15 protein-coding genes are annotated in these 17656 nt (G+C 34.8%); 12 read left to right on the forward strand and 3 right to left on the reverse strand.

The window, feature by feature from the left end:
- Positions 1-31: 31 nt before the first annotated feature.
- From ACHZAX_RS05725 to ACHZAX_RS05765, 9 genes are all read left to right on the forward strand, one after another.
- The gene (locus ACHZAX_RS05725; protein WP_320018370.1) at positions 32-1408 is read left to right on the forward strand and encodes an alpha-amylase family glycosyl hydrolase; all 1377 of its coding nucleotides are present in this window, start codon (positions 32-34) and stop codon (positions 1406-1408) included.
- Between the two features lie 399 nt (positions 1409-1807).
- Complete coding sequence (gene tssD / locus ACHZAX_RS05730; RefSeq protein ID WP_320018371.1) at positions 1808-2536, forward strand: type VI secretion system tube protein TssD; 729 nt, start codon at positions 1808-1810, stop codon at positions 2534-2536.
- Between the two features lie 3 nt (positions 2537-2539).
- Complete coding sequence (locus tag ACHZAX_RS05735; protein ID WP_320018372.1) at positions 2540-3874, forward strand: hypothetical protein; 1335 nt, start codon at positions 2540-2542, stop codon at positions 3872-3874.
- A gap of 75 nt (positions 3875-3949) precedes the next feature.
- Positions 3950-5107: an outer membrane protein assembly factor BamB family protein gene (locus ACHZAX_RS05740; protein WP_320018373.1), complete on the forward strand. Its 1158-nt coding sequence runs from the start codon at positions 3950-3952 to the stop codon at positions 5105-5107.
- Positions 5104-5751: a type VI secretion system tube protein TssD gene (tssD, locus tag ACHZAX_RS05745; RefSeq protein ID WP_320020424.1), complete on the forward strand. Its 648-nt coding sequence runs from the start codon at positions 5104-5106 to the stop codon at positions 5749-5751. The genes ACHZAX_RS05740 and tssD (ACHZAX_RS05745) overlap by 4 nt, the downstream gene beginning before the upstream one ends.
- A 3-nt stretch (positions 5752-5754) precedes the next feature.
- A complete protein-coding gene (locus ACHZAX_RS05750) occupies positions 5755-7089 on the forward strand; it encodes a hypothetical protein (RefSeq protein WP_320018374.1) in 1335 nt (444 codons plus the stop codon).
- 12 nt (positions 7090-7101) lie between these two features.
- Complete coding sequence (locus ACHZAX_RS05755) at positions 7102-8334, forward strand: outer membrane protein assembly factor BamB family protein (RefSeq protein ID WP_320018375.1); 1233 nt, start codon at positions 7102-7104, stop codon at positions 8332-8334.
- Between the two features lie 348 nt (positions 8335-8682).
- Positions 8683-9273 carry a hypothetical protein gene (locus ACHZAX_RS05760; protein ID WP_289530795.1) on the forward strand — a complete coding sequence of 197 codons (591 nt, stop codon included), beginning with the start codon at positions 8683-8685 and terminating at the stop codon, positions 9271-9273.
- A 462-nt stretch (positions 9274-9735) separates the two neighbouring features.
- Positions 9736-9891, forward strand: coding sequence for a hypothetical protein (locus tag ACHZAX_RS05765; RefSeq protein ID WP_320018376.1), 156 nt, complete (start codon positions 9736-9738; stop codon positions 9889-9891).
- Between the two features lie 507 nt (positions 9892-10398).
- Here the strand turns inward: ACHZAX_RS05765 and ACHZAX_RS05770 are convergent.
- Positions 10399-11124 carry a LytR/AlgR family response regulator transcription factor gene (locus ACHZAX_RS05770; RefSeq protein ID WP_320018377.1) on the reverse strand — a complete coding sequence of 242 codons (726 nt, stop codon included), beginning with the start codon at positions 11122-11124 and terminating at the stop codon, positions 10399-10401.
- Between the two features lie 106 nt (positions 11125-11230).
- The gene (locus ACHZAX_RS05775) at positions 11231-12295 is read right to left on the reverse strand and encodes a sensor histidine kinase (protein ID WP_394698222.1); all 1065 of its coding nucleotides are present in this window, start codon (positions 12293-12295) and stop codon (positions 11231-11233) included.
- Positions 12296-12585: 290 nt separating this feature from the next.
- On the opposite strand from ACHZAX_RS05775, the gene ACHZAX_RS05780 reads away from it, so the two are divergent.
- Entirely contained in the window at positions 12586-14436 is a 1851-nt protein-coding gene (locus ACHZAX_RS05780) for a glycoside hydrolase family 13 protein (RefSeq protein ID WP_320018379.1), read from the forward strand.
- A 105-nt stretch (positions 14437-14541) separates the two neighbouring features.
- Here ACHZAX_RS05780 and ACHZAX_RS05785 read toward each other — a convergent pair whose 3' ends face one another.
- The gene (locus ACHZAX_RS05785; protein ID WP_320018380.1) at positions 14542-15285 is read right to left on the reverse strand and encodes a slipin family protein; all 744 of its coding nucleotides are present in this window, start codon (positions 15283-15285) and stop codon (positions 14542-14544) included.
- Between the two features lie 463 nt (positions 15286-15748).
- Here ACHZAX_RS05785 and ACHZAX_RS05790 point away from each other — a divergent pair, with 463 nt between their 5' ends.
- Positions 15749-17041 (forward strand): cytidylate kinase family protein, encoded by a 1293-nt coding sequence (locus ACHZAX_RS05790; RefSeq protein ID WP_320018381.1) that lies wholly within the window; start codon positions 15749-15751, stop codon positions 17039-17041.
- Between the two features lie 3 nt (positions 17042-17044).
- On the forward strand, positions 17045-17626 hold the full coding sequence (locus ACHZAX_RS05795; protein WP_320018382.1) for a Crp/Fnr family transcriptional regulator: 582 nt from the start codon (positions 17045-17047) through the stop codon (positions 17624-17626).
- The last annotated feature ends 30 nt before the right edge of the window (positions 17627-17656 follow it).

Genomic DNA, 17656 nt, shown 5'->3' on the forward strand with positions numbered 1-17656 from the left:
CACACAAACTAATCATCTAAACAAAATAGCAATGAAAAAATTTAATCACATTGTTCTGGGTTTGGCTTTGCTAACAGGAATGTTGGCATCCTGCCAAAATAAGCCGGCTAAAAAAGCTGTTGCTGAAGAAGTAAAAGTTGAAAAACCCCTTGCATGGACTCGTAATGCGAACATCTACGAAGTGAACATTCGTCAGTACACGCCTGAGGGAACGATCAATGCCTTTGTTGAACACATGCCTCGTTTAAAGGAAATGGGTGTGGATATTCTTTGGGTGATGCCTGTTTTTCCTATCTCCGAAAAAAATCGTAAAGGAAGCATGGGCAGCTATTATGCTGTATCAGATTACCGGGCAGTTAATCCTGAGTTTGGAACTATGGATGATTTGAAAAACATGGTAAACAAAGCTCACGAAATGGGCATGCATGTTATTTTAGACTGGGTTGCCAATCATACTGGCTGGGACAATATTCTAATGACTGAGCATCCAGATTTTTACACAAAAAATGAAGCAGGAGAAATAGTTATTCCCGAAGGAACCGATTGGTCGGATACTGCAGACTTGAACTACGACAACAATGAACTGCGTGAGTACATGATCGGTTCATTAAAATATTGGATTGAGAATGCTGACGTTGATGGATTCCGCTGCGATGTAGCAGGAATGGTTCCTACTGATTTTTGGGAGAAAGCCCGTAAAGATTTAGATGCAGTTAAGCCTGTATTCATGTTGGCCGAAGATGGCGGACCGGAATTGGTTCAAAATGCATTTGATATGTGTTATGGATGGGATTTTCATCATTTGATGAATGAGATTGCCAAAGGCGAGAAAAATGCCAACGATATTGAAGCATATTTCACCAAAATAGATACTGTTTTTCCGGCAGATTCTTACATCATGAATTTTATCACCAACCACGATGAAAACTCTTGGAACGGTACCGTTAAAGAAAGAATGGGCGATGCAGGAAACACTTTTGCAGTATTGACTTTCACCATGCCTGGAATGCCCTTGATTTACAGCGGACAGGAAGCAGGAATGGACAAGCGGTTGAAATTTTTCGAAAAAGATGATATCGATTGGAGCAACAAAAGCTTATTGCCATTCTATACACAATTACTTAGCCTGAAAAGCACAAACAAAGCTCTTCAAAATGGAGTGAAAGGTGGTGAGATTGTTCGTATTTCTTCCGACAAGAACGAAGCTGTTTATGCATTTTCCCGCGAAGCTGAAGGCGATAAAGTACTGGTGGTATTGAACCTGACTGCCGACGCTCAGGAATTTACACTTGCGTCAGAAGTATTAGCAGGCGATTACAAAGACTACTTTAGCAAGGAAGAGGTGAAATTCTCAGCAAAAGAGAAAATGTCTCTTAAAGCTTGGGAATACAAAGTGTACGTAAAATAAGCAAGACCGATTTCCGATATTTCGGAAACCAGATACCCCAGCGAAAAGCCGTTCATGTGAGCGGCTTTTTGTGTTTTATACCATTCATTCAATAGCTTTGCAGTCCTTAATTTGTCGGGATGTTTGTTGTGAAATCAGTCTTTGTTGCAGCGATTCGGTGTAGAAAATCGTAATCCTTTAATATCCATTAGGCAGTAAGCTGTTTGTAATGATGTGTTTGTGGTGATGTATTTTGTTTTGTGATGAAAGTGATTAACGATAATTCACACCTGTTAAATGCACATAATTTATTTTTATTATCTTTACTACCTCTTACTAATAATTAATAAAAGAGTTTGCTTCTCCAGCTCAGGTTTTACAGGAGAAGTTATTATACTTTTACAATTAAGCGAAACATAAATGAGTATTATAGCAAAAATGTATGTTGATGATCTGGTTTACAACATCCGACAATTAGATTTTGGTTTCGACCAAAAAATCAATACCAATGGCACCGCCTCCACACAACCCTTAGGTGGATTATTCAATATAGAGGTAGAAAGTCCTAAAAATACACATTTGTATGCTTGGGGAGCCAGCAATTTGGATATGAAGTATGTGAAATTGGTGTTCTCACCGGTTACACTTGCATCCAAAAGCCGAACCATCGAGCTGTACGATACCCTCTGCATTGCACACCACGACTATTTTCACAGCGAAGGCAAAGATCCAATGGTTAGCGTACTCCGACTCTCACCCGCCATCATCGTTCAGGATGGCCAAACTATGGTCGAAAAAAACTGGAAGGTAACTGATTTAAGCAGGCAGAATGTGGAGCCTACGGCCGTGCCAGTGAGTACTGAAGATGAAGAGGAGCAAGAAGAATCACAACCTGTAATAACAGAAATGTATTATGAAAGTTTAGATGGTGTAATTTGGAACAATTGGCTTGACCATGGTGAATTTATTTTATGTGTTAAAAGTCAAAATTCTGTAGGGAAATCATTTTCTTCCAATTTAAATTTTCCAAACAGAATAATTGAATACCAAGGAAATGAACTTGTTGATAATAAGTTGGAGAATATTGCAATAAAATCCAACGAAATGAAAATCAAATTAAAGTCAAAGTTAAAAACAAAAAAACAATAGGTTATGAAGGGAGTTACAACTATTTGGCTAAACGATTTTCCTGCGAATAAATTAAGTATTGAGGAAAAAGAAATTACCGAAAGTGATCAGGTTCAAGGTGGTGGCTTATTGGAGATTATAAATTATATAATAAGTGAGCAGATAAGATTGGGTAAAGAATCACCATTAGATAATTTTATTCAGGCATTGGGAATATTTTATTATAAACCTAAGGATTCTTTAAATGAATTTGCGGATACAAAGTATTGTTCAAAAGTGCTTAGAGATGTATTGGGCGATGTAATTGTGGGGATTGAAGCCGAAGCCCGATTTATTGTCGCTACCGTGTTTAAACATCTTCAGAAATTGGAGTTTTTGAAAAATGAAGATGAAATATTAATCATTCTTGAACAAGGAGGCTGGACAGAAAAAGAAATAGCAAATCCAACAGCTATTGCAGAACAGATTCTGACCAAAGAAATGAAGAAGCTAAGTAATGGTGCCGAAATTTTGGGATTGACCTCAGATTATGTAGAATCTTACTTTCAAACCAAAGCTCAAAATATTAGTGCCTTTACTTTAGAGCATGCCGAAGATTTCTTTAAAAGCAAAGAATTGAGTGGTAAAAAATTCAAAGCAATTGCAAACTCATTGGGTGCAAGCAATAAAGAGCTTCAACAGCTGATGAAATATAGAACTACTGGGAATACAAAAGGAATAGAATTATTCCTTGTAAATAAAAGAGTAACGAACGGTACGACTGATGCTGTTTTAAAGAGAATGTATCAATCAAATAAGGAATTAAAATCATTTATAGGAACAAATACGAAAGCCGTTAAAGATTTGGTAAGAAAGAGTGGTTATGCAAAAAAATTCATGAAGTTTGCATTTAAAAATGTTAATACTCTAGGATATGTAGACTCATTAATCTCATTGGAAAGTGCTTATGAACCAGAAAAGATGATGGATAACATGTTAACGGCAGCTGGAACTTTGATAAGTGCTTCGGCCGGTTTTGGGGTTAGCGCTTTATTGGCTATTGGTAATGATCATTGGGATCGATTTGAAGAAGATATGTTTGACGCAATTTATAATTCCTGTGGTATTTCATGGCCTGATTTGTGTCGACTAAATAAGAGTGACACATTTATGTTTCCTCAATTTGCCCGAATGTTTTTTCAATATAAAAAAGAGGAACATATTTTGTTTTCAAATAAAAAGATTGTTCCTACGAGTATTAGAATTCTTGATACAAGTGTAGCAGGGGATGTTTTTGGATTTGAACCAAAATATGTGAATTACTTTTTGTATGAAGATCAAGAATTACAGGAGGTTTGTTGTACTAGGTATCAGAATTAGTTACGTAGAGTTTATTTAGAGGAAAAAATTAATGAGAATTTACAATAATATAATATGGTTTTTAAAAGTATTGTTTTGAGTATAGTTTTATCACTATTTATTGTTTCTTCAACAAAGGGTCAGAATAAAAAAGTTGAAGATTTAATGCAATATTACAGATTAAAATCTGATTCCATAGATATTGCAATAGATAATCAAGCTCGAAAAGTTTTAAATAATCAAATTAGATATATAGGACATTTTAATTTGAGTGGAAGAACAGAATCATCTAACCTTGTATTATCAAACGATACTATATTTGTTTCAAAACGAGATTCTATTATCTGTTTCAATGGCAAAACGGGCGAAAAATACTGGGCAGAAAAGCATAAGAATAGATCAAATGGAGAAATGTTGAATACAAAATCCAATATCATCCTTACTTACTATAGAGCTTTTAAAGGTATTTGTAAAAGAACAGGAGAATTGGTCTGGACTACTGAAGAGTATAACATTCGAACGAGTAAGTATAATAAACAGAAGGATCTTATTTTTCTATCAAAAGATTCGACTACCGTTGGCTTAGATGCTGCATCAGGAGAAAAAAAGTGGGAATATAAAAGCAGTATGCCGTTTTATTTATTGATGACTCAGAATGATTTTTTAATAGGTAAAAGCAAAGATACTTTATTATGTATTTCTATTAATTCTAAAAAAATTATCTGGAAGTATAAAGAGGAATATTTCGATTCAGTTACTGCATGTGGGGATAATATTGTTGTGAGAAATCGTAATGATAGTACTCTCAAACTAAATATAGAAAATGGGAATATTCTATCTAAAGAATTTATGAAATATGATAGAAATTGGATTGATATAATTTTAACACGAAAAGGTTATGTGAAAAAAAGAATGGGACAAAAAGGAATATCTCTTGCAGGTAAGAAATTAGACAAGCCAAAATGGACGTATGAATTCCCAAATAATGAGACGCTTAATGTGCCTATTAATAAACCTATTGGATCAGATAAAAAGAATCTTTATGTAAGTACAGAGCAAGGCAAGTTACGAGCTATAAATCTAAAAAATGGAAAGCCTTTATGGGAGTTTGATACTTATTCCAGAGTAACATCTAATATTGTTATGGGTAGTGGGGTGTTGTATTTTGTGAATGTTTCAGGTCAAGTCATAGCTATTGACACTGATTTAAAAGATGGTGTTCATAAATGGACTAATTTAAGAGATTTTGAATAAAAAAAACGCAGTGCTGTACTCTTCTCTTGGGTGGATTATTCAATATAGAGGTAGAAAGTCCTAAAAATACACATTTGTATGCTTGGGGAGCCAGCAATTTGGATATGAAGTATGTGAAATTGGTGTTCTCACCGGTTACACTTGCATCCAAAAGCCGAACCATAGAGCTGTACGATACCCTTTGTATTGCACATCACGATTACTTTCACAGCGAAGGCAAGGATCCAATGGTAAGCGTCCTTAAACTCTCACCAGCCATCATTGTTCAGGATGGCCAAACTATGGTTGAAAAAAACTGGAAGGTAACTGATTTAAGCAGGCAGAATGTGGAGCCTACGGCCGTGCCAGTGAGTACTGAAGATGAAGAGGAGCAAGAAGAATCACAACCTGTAATAACAGAAATGTATTATGAAAGTTTAGATGGTGTAATTTGGAACAATTGGCTTGACCATGGTGAATTTATTTTATGTGTTAAAAGTCAAAATGCCGTAGGGAAATCATTTTCTTCCAATTTAAATTTTCCAAACAGAATAATTGAATACCAAGGAAATGAACTTGTTGATAATAAGTTGGAGAATATTGCAATAAAATCCAACGAAATGAAAATCAAATTAAAGTCAAAGTTAAAAACAAAAAAACAATAGGTTATGAAGGGAGTTACAACTATTTGGCTAAACGATTTTCCTGCGAATAAATTAAGTATTGAGGAAAAAGAAATTACCGAAAGTGATCAGGTTCAAGGTGGTGGCTTATTGGAGATTATAAATTATATAATAAGTGAGCAGATAAGATTGGGTAAAGAATCACCATTAGATAATTTTATTCAGGCATTGGGAATATTTTATTATAAACCTAAGGATTCTTTAAATGAATTTGCGGATACAAAGTATTGTTCAAAAGTGCTTAGAGATGTATTGGGCGATGTAATTGTGGGGATTGAAGCCGAAGCCCGATTTATTGTCGCTACCGTGTTTAAACATCTTCAGAAATTGGAGTTTTTGAAAAATGAAGATGAAATATTAATCATTCTTGAACAAGGAGGCTGGACAGAAAAAGAAATAGCAAATCCAACAGCTATTGCAGAACAGATTCTGACCAAAGAAATGAAGAAGCTAAGTAATGGTGCCGAAATTTTGGGATTGACCTCAGATTATGTAGAATCTTACTTTCAAACCAAAGCTCAAAATATTAGTGCCTTTACTTTAGAGCATGCCGAAGATTTCTTTAAAAGCAAAGAATTGAGTGGTAAAAAATTCAAAGCAATTGCAAACTCATTGGGTGCAAGCAATAAAGAGCTTCAACAGCTGATGAAATATAGAACTACTGGGAATACAAAAGGAATAGAATTATTCCTTGTAAATAAAAGAGTAACGAACGGTACGACTGATGCTGTTTTAAAGAGAATGTATCAATCAAATAAGGAATTAAAATCATTTATAGGAACAAATACGAAAGCCGTTAAAGATTTGGTAAGAAAGAGTGGTTATGCAAAAAAATTCATGAAGTTTGCATTTAAAAATGTTAATACTCTAGGATATGTAGACTCATTAATCTCATTGGAAAGTGCTTATGAACCAGAAAAGATGATGGATAACATGTTAACGGCAGCTGGAACTTTGATAAGTGCTTCGGCCGGTTTTGGGGTTAGCGCTTTATTGGCTATTGGTAATGATCATTGGGATCGATTTGAAGAAGATATGTTTGAAGTAATTTATAATTCTTGTGGAATCTCTTGGTCTGATTTATGTGATGTTGATGATGATGGTAAGTTTGAAACGCCTCAATTTTGTAGATTATTTCTTCATTATAAAAAAGAAGAACATATTTTGTTTTCAAATAAAAAGACTGTTCCTACGAGTATTAGAATTCTTGATACAAGTGTAGCAGGGGATGTTTTTGGATTTGAACCAAAATATGTGAATTACTTTTTATATGAAGATCGGGAATTGTCGGAAGTGTGTTGTACTCGATACCAAAATTAAATTATTATTATCATGAGTAAAATAAAAAGTTGGAGTTATAATATGAATACTTTATCAAATACAACGAGAAGATTTTATTTAGTAGTGACTATTCTATTTTGTGTATCGTTACTTCCGGCTAAAAGTCAGGAGAATTCTAATACTATGCTTAAGTTAATTAAATCTCATTACAATTTGAGAGCAAGAGTTCTTCATGTTGAAAAAGTTAATGAAGCGCGTTGGGTTTTCTCAAATAATGAAAGGTATGTAGGACATTTTAATTTGAGCGGAAGAACAGAATCATCTAACCTTGTATTATCAAACGACACTATGTTTGTTTCAAAACGAGATACAATTATTTGTTTCAATGGAAAAACGGGAGAGAAATACTGGGTTGAAAAGTATAAAAATAGATCAAATGGAGAAATGTTGAATACAAAATCCAATATCATTCTTACTGACTATAGAGCTTTTAAAGGTATTTGTAAAAGAACAGGGAAATTGGTCTGGACTACTGAAGAGTATAACATTCGAACGAGTAAGTATAATAAACAGAAGGATTTTCTTTTTCTATCAAAAGATTCGACTACCGTTGGCTTAGATGCTGCATCAGGAGAAAAAAAGTGGGAATATAAAAGCAGTATGCCGTTTTATTTGTTGATGACTCAGAATGATTTTTTAATAGGTAAAAGCAAAGATACTTTATTATGCATTTCTATTAATTCTAAAAAAATTATCTGGAAGTATAAAGAGGAATATTTCGATTCAGTTACTGCATGTGGGGATAATATAGTTGTGAGAAATCGTAATGATAGTATTCTTAAACTAAATATAGAAAATGGGAATATTCTATCTAAAGAATTTATGAAATATGATAGAAATTGGATTGATATAATTTTAACACAAAAAGGTTATGTAAAAAAAAGAATGGGACAAAAAGGAATATCTCTTGCAGGTAAGAAATTAGACAAGCCAAAATGGACCTATGAATTCCCCAATAATGAGACGCTTAATGTGCCTATTAATAAACCTATTGGATCAGATAAAAAGAATCTTTATGTAAGTACAGAGCAAGGAAAATTACGAGCCATAAACCTTAAAAACGGGAAAATGTTGTGGGAGTTTGATACTTATTCTCATGTAACATCAAATATAGTAATAGGAGATGGAGTATTGTATCTAGTGAATGTTACAGGTCAGGTAATTGCCATTGATGCCAATTTAAAAGATGGCGTGCAAAAGTGGACTAATTTTAGAGATCGTTAATAATTACTTTATGAAGATTAAAAGCAGTTCTATAAATGGATTGCTTTTTGAATTATGATATGAGAGATGGTTTGGTGAACTTTCTGAAAAAGAAAAGAGGATGCGATAATAGCGATATTGGAAAATTCTAGTCATAAAGAGGAATTCGTTAAAATAAAAAACAATATAAATTTATAACTAAGAATCTGAGAGTGTTTTTATTGGTCTTTGGCTGTGTATCTGTTTTTTTGGATTGTAACTTTGTTTATAAAACGAAGTATTCGTCAAGGACATAAACAAAAGGAGTTGAAGTCTTAATGACTAATAAGTAAGGAAAAGGAATTGTTGTGTAATTGAACATATTTATAGATGAGTAAATTTAAAATAATAATAGTTGTTAGTATTTTAATGATTCTTTTAAATTCATGCAAAGATACCAAGGAAGCTATTGTGATAGAACAGAAAAGGGTAGATTATCCTGTCGTTTTAAGAATGAGTTCTAAGTACAAGAAAATTTTTAGAATTAACCTTCCTCTTAAACTTAAAATCAAGAATAATTCTTTAAGGAGAAGATCTTTTACTTCTATCGATTATGAATATGAACCTTTCAGACGGAGGTTCGGGATAACCTTGTTCCGAGAGCAAGAGAAAAAGTTAAAGAGAATATCAAATACTAAGTTTAAGCATATATATCCATATGAAGAAGAGGTATTTGTTTTTAAAACATGGCATAGATTGGATTCTTCTCAAACTTTTCAAAAGTATTTCTCAGAGGATATTAAAAAAATGATAGCACTTAAACAGGATACATTACTTGTTGGTAATTTAGATGATTTTAAATGCAATTACAAAGAAATATTTGATCAAATAGTTAGTGGTGACTCTATTAGGATAGACTTTAGGAATCCTAGAGCAGGAGATAATTTAAACGGAAGAATTACTGTGCCTGTAGAATGGTAAACATTTATTTATGAAAAAAATACTCAAGTACCTAGCTCTTATTCTTTTTTGCGAAATAATTAGCTTAAGTATTGTTGCATATATTAATCTCTATTTTCGACAATGGAAGTATATGAATATTACGCACCTTTTGTTTTTTTTCGTTTTGGTAGTGGTTTTATTTTTTTCAATAAAGAAATATGGAGCTAAATTTCTTTACCGCATATTAGCAATCCTATTGTTTGCTGGAATTAGCTTTTTTGGAATGGAATCGATTGATGGATATTTAATGTTTGATAGAGAAATATCAAAAACGATATTACATTTATGCGGATGGGAAAATATATCCATTTGGGAGTCGGAATCGGAATCAAGAGTATATGGATTGTTTACGATCATATTGCCAGGTTTTATTGTGTTTTACACTTTGCTTATGTTGTTGTTTGGGAGGTTCTTACCTAAATTTTTAAAGTGAAATCTTTTATGAGAATTGAGTATATATATAATAATATTCCACTAGGAAGAAATTATGGGATAGGATTATTTGAACAAAAAAATGACAGTATTTCTATTCGTTTTTTAGACTCTAGCACAAAGAGTGGTTTAGGAGAAAGGATTGCCGTACCTGTAAAATTGTAATTCTTTAGGTTCTAATCTCCAATAAACGATTTGGCTGGCATACTTATTCAGCAATATTTCGGAAAACAGATACCCCAGCGAAAAGCCGTTCATGTGAGCGGCTTTTCCAGTTTAGTATGATTTTTAAGTCAGTATCCCATTCAGTTATAATATAGAGACTTTCTATGGTGATCTGGGCAATCAAAAAAAGTTTGGCGATCATCTGGCGTGAGCCAAGCAGTCAAAAAAAAGTTTGGTGGTCATCTGGCACGAGCCAGGTAGTCAAAAAAAAGTTTGGCGATCATCTGGCACGAGCCAGGTAGTCAAAAAATTGTTTGGCGGTCGTCTGGCGCAATTTAGATAATCAAAAAAAAGTTTGGTAGTTGTTTGGCGTGATCCAGGCAGTCAAAAAAAAGTTTGGCAATCATCTGGCACGAGCCAGATAGTCAAAAAAATGTTTGGCGGTCATCTGGCACGAGCCAGATAGTCAAAAATTAGTTCGTGATAATCCAAGAGCAAATTCGGAATTTAGTTGATGCTGTTTTGGTTGAGTACATCCATAACCATGCTTTTGTAATTTCGGCCAATTGGGATGTATTTTTGTTCGACTTGAACAAGGCTTGAAGTGAAACTTTCAATTTTGTCGATCGCAATAATAAATGATCTGTGTACTCTTAGGAAATTTGTTTCGGGTAGCTTTTCTTCAATGTTACTAATGGTGTTAAGAGTAATAATTTCCTGTCCGTTTTCCTGATAAATACTTACATAGTTTCGCAGGCTTTCAATGTAAAGTATTTCATGTAAGAAAACTTTCACCATTTTCTTTTCGGATTTCACGAATATAAATGCTTGATCGGTGTTGCTTTGTTCCTTTTTTTCGGGAATCTGATAATCGTGTTTTTTGAGCTTGAAATATCTGTTTACAGCTTTAATAAAGCGTTCGAAAGGAATAGGTTTGATTAAATAATCCAAGGCTTCCAGATCATAACTTTCCAAGGCATATTCTGAATAGGCAGTAGTGAAGATTACTGTTGGAGGATTGGAAATATTTCGCAGCAATTGAATTCCTGTTAATCCCGGCATTTGAATGTCCAGAAAAAGCAAATCAATTTTTTTACTGTTTAAAACAGATAAAGCCTCAACTGCACTTTTGCATCTTCCTTCCAATTGCAAATAGTCAATTCGCTTTATATATTCTTCCATTATATCAAGAGCAAGATCTTCATCATCAACTAGTAAACACTTTACTTTCATACGATTATTATTTTATGTTTTTGCCATATGGTTCCAAAAGCTTTCGGGATTACCAAGTTGGGATAATCATCTCCCTGTGTGTCAAAATCGCTTTGGCACGGATGTTTCATAACAATTGTAAATTTAAAAGAACACTATAAGATTCTTCAGTATGTCTTATTTTAAGTTCATGTTTTTCGGGATAGATTAAAGATAATCTCCTTTTTACATTTTGCAAACCAATGCCACCTGCAACAGAATCTTGATTGGAGCTTACTTTCGGAATGCTGTTTTCAATTTTCAGAACCAGTTTATTTGCCTTACTTCCAAGTTCGATGGTGATCCATGCATTTTTATCCAATCCTTTGGTACTGTGTTTAAAGCTGTTCTCAATAAATGGCAGGATGATCATTGGAGCAATGTGATTGCTGTCCAAATTACCCCAAATATTCAAACTTACATCAATACGGTCTCCATATCTTATCTTTTCCAATTCCATATAACTTTTGATGCTATCTACTTCTTTGCGTAAATCAACCTGAGTAGAATTGGTTTCGTAAAGCATGTACCGCAGCAAATCCGATAGTTTAAGAATCACATCCAGGGATTGATCAGACTTTTTTAATATCAGTGAATACAAACTGTTTAGAGTATTGAAAAGAAAATGAGGTTGAACCTGATTTTTTAAAAAGATTAATTCAGCCTCTAGCTTTTCTTTGGCCAGAATCTGTTCGTTCTGCTGAACTTTTGCTAAATATTCCATCAGTTTTACTGTCATGGGTAAGGCGAGCACAGCTCCTAAATTAACGGCTCCCCGAACTATTTGAGTGAGAGAAAAAGTTGATTCTTTTTGCCATTCAGGGAAAAAGAAATCAACAATAATCAGGTTATCGGTTATGCGTTGAATAAAGGCAGCAAAACCGATCAGGATAAGGAAATAAAAAAGGAACTGCCAAATTTCCCCTTTGTATAAAAACCTTGGATACAAGTAGTAAATAACAGCATAAACCAAGAGTATTTTTACCGGTAGATTGATTAGTTCGACCTTTACTGTTTTTATATAATTTGCATCGAATGTGCCCCATGCATAAGCAAAGAAAAGTACAAATATGATCCAGTAAGTAAGGTGCTGAACAAGTCTGTTATTTACGACTTTGGAAAGCCAATTATTCTCGGGGGTGATGATCTGCATTCTTGTAAAGATAAATATTCCGAAACTACATATGTAAGGCATTTTACAAATATTCACTGGATATTTAAGTGTGTATTGGATATAAAACCTACTTTCTATTGCCAACAACCATTTTTATGGGATGTTTGCAAACAAGAACATTATACAGTAATCCGCAGGAGTAGTTATACTGTTTGCAGTATTTATTTGCATCTCATTAAGAGGATTGGTTACTTGAACTATAATCAAATGAAACGTCCATATATAAAGCTTTCGGAGCCATTTAAAAAAAAACTTAAAATTATAAACAGATGAAAAGAATACTCATGATTTTTTTAACCGTACTGCTGATAGGAAGCAGTTCGGCTTATGCAAAATACAAAATTGATCATTTGGAGCCTGCGTTTTGGTGGACAGGCATGAAGAACACCAGCCTGCAACTGTTGATTCATGGCGAGAATATTGCTGATTTACAACCTGAGGTAAATTATGCCGGTGTCAGCATCATGAAGGTAAGTAGAGTGGCGAATGAAAACTATCTGTTTGTTGATTTAAAATTGAGTGAAATCACAAAAGCCGGAAGTTTTGATATCCTTTTTAAAAAAGGAGCGAAAACCATCCTAAAATACAAGTATCAGTTGTTGGAACGAAAAGAAGGTTCTGCCGAACGTTTAAGCTACACTCCTGCGGATGTGATGTACCTGATTACGCCGGATCGTTTTGCCAATGGCAATATGGCGAACGATAATGTAGAAGGATTACCTGAAGGTTTGGATCGTGAGCAAAAAGATGGTCGTCACGGTGGAGATATTCAGGGAATTATTGATCATTTGGATTACATTTCCGATATGGGATTTACGTCCATTTGGTCGACTCCATTGCTGGAAAATAATCAAACTACTTATTCTTATCATGGTTATGCCATAACCGACTATTATCAAATTGACCCACGCTTTGGAACAAATGAGGATTACCGTAAATTTTCGAAAGAGGCAAGGAAAAAAGGAATAGGAATCATCATGGATATTGTTTTGAACCATTGCGGTTCTGAACACTGGTGGATGAAGGATCTGCCCTCAACGGATTGGATCAATAACGAAGGGAAATTTACAAGTTGTTCTCACAAGCGAACCACAGTTCAGGATCAATATGCATCGAAAGAGGATTTGAAACAGTTTTCTGATGGTTGGTTTGTAGAAAGCATGCCCGATTTGAATCAGCGCAACGAGTTTATGTCAAAATACTTGATTCAAAATACCATTTGGTGGATAGAATATGCCGACTTATATGGACTCCGTGTAGATACTTATCCATATTCAGACTCTGAATTTTTGATTGAATGGAACCGTAGAATTTTGGAAGAATATCCAAACCTAAATATTGTTGGCGAGGAGTGGAGTACCAATCCAGCCGTTGTATCCTATTGGCAAAAGGGGAAAGAAAACAAGAATGGTTATGTTTCCAACCTGCCAAGTTTGATGGATTTCCCCTTGCAAAATGCACTGGTGGAAGGATTAACAGAAGAAGACACCTGGGGGACAGGATTCATCAAATTGTACGAGATATTGGTAAATGATGTGCAATATCCAAATCCAAATAATTTGGTCATCTTTCCTGATAACCATGATATGGCCCGAGTTTTTAATCAGTTGAATAAAGATTACAATTTGTATCGAATGGCTATGGCTTACATTCTTACAATGAGAGGAATCCCTCAAATATATTATGGAACAGAGATCCTGGCAAACAGCAATGCAGGTGGTGATCATGGATTGCTGCGCATGGGTTTTCCCGGAGGTTGGGAAGGCGATGAAGTGAATGCTTTTACAGGAAAGGGCCTGAGCACACAAGAAAAAGAAGCTCAAAATTATTTAAAGAAATTATTAAATTGGAGAAAGACCAGTTCCGTTATTCATAAAGGAAAGTTGATGCATTATACACCTGAACATGGAATATACAGCTACTTCCGGTATACCGGCAAAGAAAAAGTAATGGTGATTTTGAATAAGAATACTGAATCGGTTCATTTGCAAACAGAGCGATATCATGAAATGCTGAAAGGGAATGAAACAGCAAAAGATATTATCTCAGGCAAAATAATTCAAATGAATGAGGGCATAGAAGTTCCGGCCCGATCGGCAATTATTTTGGAGATAAAGTAAGAGTAAATTAGAATTAGTTAATGGCCTCGGGTAATTTTGAACTGCACCCCAAATGTTGTGTTTAACTTTTGGGGTGCAATTCAGTATTTCCGGGGATTTTATATTCTAATTCTCCTCTTTTGGTTTCCGTGGCAACACCTCTTCAGGAAATGGGAACAGAATGGTCGAATTCTTTTCCGAAGCAATATTGGCAAGGGTTTGGTAGAGTCGTAATTTAATAGCCGATGGCGATTGATCGATTAATTTACCTGCGGCCAATAAATTTGCAGCGGCTTGTTCTTCTGCCAATGCGAGAATAATCCGTGCTCTTCTGGAGCGTTCTGCTTCGGCCTGATTGGCCATCATGCGCCTCATGTTCTCAGGCAGCTGAATGTCTTTAATTTTCACATCGATAATTACAATTCCCCAAACTGCAGTTTCTTGCTCCACAATCTTTTTGATATTTTTCCCCATCTCTTCGCGTTTCGACAAGATGGTATCCAGTTCCACCTTACCACACACATCGCGCAAGGCAGCCTGAGCCAACTGCGTGATGGCAAAAGTGTATTCCTCCACTTCCAAAACCGCCTTTTCGGGATCGTTGATTTGAAAAAACACGACACCATCTATACTGCATGGTACATTGTCTTCGGTCATCACTTCCTGCGAGTCGATATTGATGGTGATCACACGAATGTCGACAATGCTAATGGTTTCAACAATGGGAATAATCCATCTGAAACCGGGCTGCAATATTTTGATGTACTTCCCAAAGCGGAATTTTAAGGCTCTTTTGTATTCGAAAATTACACGGATTCCGGCCAACAGAAAAAAGATAAGGGCAATGCTGCTTACTAAGAAAAAATTCATGGCGTGTGGTTTTATTTGAGGTGAAAAACAATATCCGCAACTTAATATTGGAGAGCAGAACTAAAAGAATTGTTATTCTTTGCATGTGAGTGGTTTACATCAATTTACGAAAAAATGGGACGAGGGGCAAAATTAGATGACACTGAAACATACAATACTTCATGCGTATATCTCTTGTATGAGACATTTTCTCGGGTATGAATATGCTTTTGTTTAAAAGTGAGAAGGATTATTTATTTTCTATTGTTTGATTCAAATCAAAATCAAACATTTTCTGTCAAATTCTCAATGTAAGAATAACTTACAACACTTATTATGATGTTAATTTAGAGGTGCTGTTGTTTTATAAATTAAAATTTCCAATATGTGTTTATAAACAATGGTTTATTGGGATATCGGATAGCGTATTATTAGTAATTTTGAACTTGTAATCAAGTGATTTTAGCTATTATAGTAAATGAGAATGAATAATATTACGCAACGAATTTTGGCTTTTGTTTCCGGGCTTTTCATAATGGCTTTTGGGGTAGCATTATCAGTAAAAGCGAATCTGGGAGTCTCACCTATTTCATGTATCCCATACATTTACAGTTTAAGGTATCCGCTGACAATGGGAGAGATAACTATTATTTTCAACGTTTTTCTGATCCTATTGCAAATTCTCCTATTACGTCGAAAATATCGTTTGTTTCAATTAATACAACTTCCAGTCGTATTTGTATTTGGTTTTTTTACTGATTTCACCCTTTATTTAGTTTCAGATCTTACTTTATCAGGATACGGGTGGCAGGGATTGTTGTGTTTGCTCAGTTGTGTAGTGATTGCATTTGGTGTATTTCTGGAAGTAAAAGCGGGCATTACCTATTTGCCGGGAGAGGGTTTGGCCATGGCTATAGCCGAAACATGGAAAAAGGAGTTTGGGAAAGCTAAAATTTGGGTTGACAGTTCAATGGTCATTGTAGGCGCGTTAAGTTCTTTTGCATTGATTTACCACTTACAAGGAGTGCGGGAAGGAACAATTGCCGCAGCTCTTTTGGTTGGTTATCTGGCAAGATTATACAGTAGGAAACTACCGTTTTTCGATGTTTGGCTGGGAAATAAGCCGCAAGAGAAAGAAAAGTCTGAAACTCCTGTTCAAATACCAAATAAAAAATTAATTATTACCATATCCCGGGAATATGGCAGCGGAGGACATGAGATTGGACAGCTGATTGCAAAAGAACTGGGATTTTCTTTTTACGATAAAGAGTTAATTCAATTAACTACCGAGCAAAGTGGGTTCACAACTCATTATATTGAGGAACACGAACAAAAACTGGCTCATTCTCTGTTGTATGATCTTTATGAACAGAACTATGCTTATTTAAATGAACAGCAGCCTCCGCTTGATGTGCTGTTTTTAGTGCAAAGCAAAATAATTCGTGAAATATGTGAGAAGGAATCTTGTGTTATTGTAGGGCGGTGCGCCAACTTTGTGTTAAAGGATCATCCTGATTGTTTTACTGTATTTATACATGCAGGCAATGAATACCGAAAAAATAAAATTGTTGAGGAATATGACTTGGAGGCTCGGGTAACAGATCAATTATTAGAAAAGGCAGATCGCGAACGGGCTAACTATTGCAGCCATTTTACGGGTAAAAATTGGAACAATGCAAAAAATTATCATTTGACTATTGATAGCTCGCATTATGGATCAGAGAAAGTTGCCCGAATGATTATTGAGGCAGTAAGAGAAAAAATTCCTAAGAAGTAGTTTATGGATCAGCTAAGTAGAATAAAAAAGAGCATTGACTCAATTGTTTCGTTAACAGATGAGGAATTATTGATATTCTCTTCTTGTCTGGAAATGAAAGCCATTAATAAAAATGAACTCTTTTTACAGGAAGGGAAGGTGTGTGATTTTGTCGGGTTTGTCAATTTTGGAATGTTGATTTATTTCAAAACCTTGGAAAATGGCAACGAACTGACAACAGATTTTGCATTTGAAGGCGATTGGGTAACGATTAACGAAAGCCGTTTGAGTAATTTGCCGTCATTAATCAATATCAAGGCCATCGAAAACTCTGAATTGTTAGTGATTAAACAGCAGGATTTATCCAAGCTATATACAAAGATTCCAAAATTGGAGCGCCTGGGCCGAATCTTAATGGAACAATCATTTGTGAAGATTGCTCAGCAGAGTATCGATTTGCAAGTGCTTTCGGCAAAGGAGCGATACAAAAGCTTATTGTGCAATCATCCTGAAATCTTTCAAAAGGTGCAGCAATACCATATTGCCAATTATTTAGGTATTGCTCCAAAGTCGTTAAGCCGAATTCGCAAAGAGTTTTTTCAGTAAATCAATTTGGTAACAATTGCGGAGGGATCT

The organism is Labilibaculum manganireducens, assembly GCF_963665805.2.
In the GTDB taxonomy this organism is placed as follows: domain Bacteria; phylum Bacteroidota; class Bacteroidia; order Bacteroidales; family Marinifilaceae; genus Labilibaculum; species Labilibaculum manganireducens.

Excerpts from the sequence above, each read along its gene's own strand:
- ACHZAX_RS05725 (WP_320018370.1), top strand. The coding sequence starts at position 32 with ATGAAAAAATTTAATCACATTGTTCTGGGTTTGGCTTTGCTAACAGGA.
- tssD (WP_320018371.1), top strand. The coding sequence starts at position 1,808 with ATGAGTATTATAGCAAAAATGTATGTTGATGATCTGGTTTACAACATC.
- ACHZAX_RS05735 (WP_320018372.1), top strand. The coding sequence starts at position 2,540 with ATGAAGGGAGTTACAACTATTTGGCTAAACGATTTTCCTGCGAATAAA.
- ACHZAX_RS05750 (WP_320018374.1), top strand. The coding sequence starts at position 5,755 with ATGAAGGGAGTTACAACTATTTGGCTAAACGATTTTCCTGCGAATAAA.
- ACHZAX_RS05755 (WP_320018375.1), top strand. The coding sequence starts at position 7,102 with ATGAGTAAAATAAAAAGTTGGAGTTATAATATGAATACTTTATCAAAT.
- ACHZAX_RS05760 (WP_289530795.1), top strand. The coding sequence starts at position 8,683 with ATGAGTAAATTTAAAATAATAATAGTTGTTAGTATTTTAATGATTCTT.
- ACHZAX_RS05765 (WP_320018376.1), top strand. The coding sequence starts at position 9,736 with ATGAGAATTGAGTATATATATAATAATATTCCACTAGGAAGAAATTAT.
- ACHZAX_RS05770 (WP_320018377.1), bottom strand. The coding sequence starts at position 11,124 with ATGAAAGTAAAGTGTTTACTAGTTGATGATGAAGATCTTGCTCTTGAT.
- ACHZAX_RS05775 (WP_394698222.1), bottom strand. The coding sequence starts at position 12,295 with ATGCAGATCATCACCCCCGAGAATAATTGGCTTTCCAAAGTCGTAAAT.
- ACHZAX_RS05780 (WP_320018379.1), top strand. The coding sequence starts at position 12,586 with ATGAAAAGAATACTCATGATTTTTTTAACCGTACTGCTGATAGGAAGC.
- ACHZAX_RS05785 (WP_320018380.1), bottom strand. The coding sequence starts at position 15,285 with ATGAATTTTTTCTTAGTAAGCAGCATTGCCCTTATCTTTTTTCTGTTG.
- ACHZAX_RS05790 (WP_320018381.1), top strand. The coding sequence starts at position 15,749 with ATGAATAATATTACGCAACGAATTTTGGCTTTTGTTTCCGGGCTTTTC.
- ACHZAX_RS05795 (WP_320018382.1), top strand. The coding sequence starts at position 17,045 with ATGGATCAGCTAAGTAGAATAAAAAAGAGCATTGACTCAATTGTTTCG.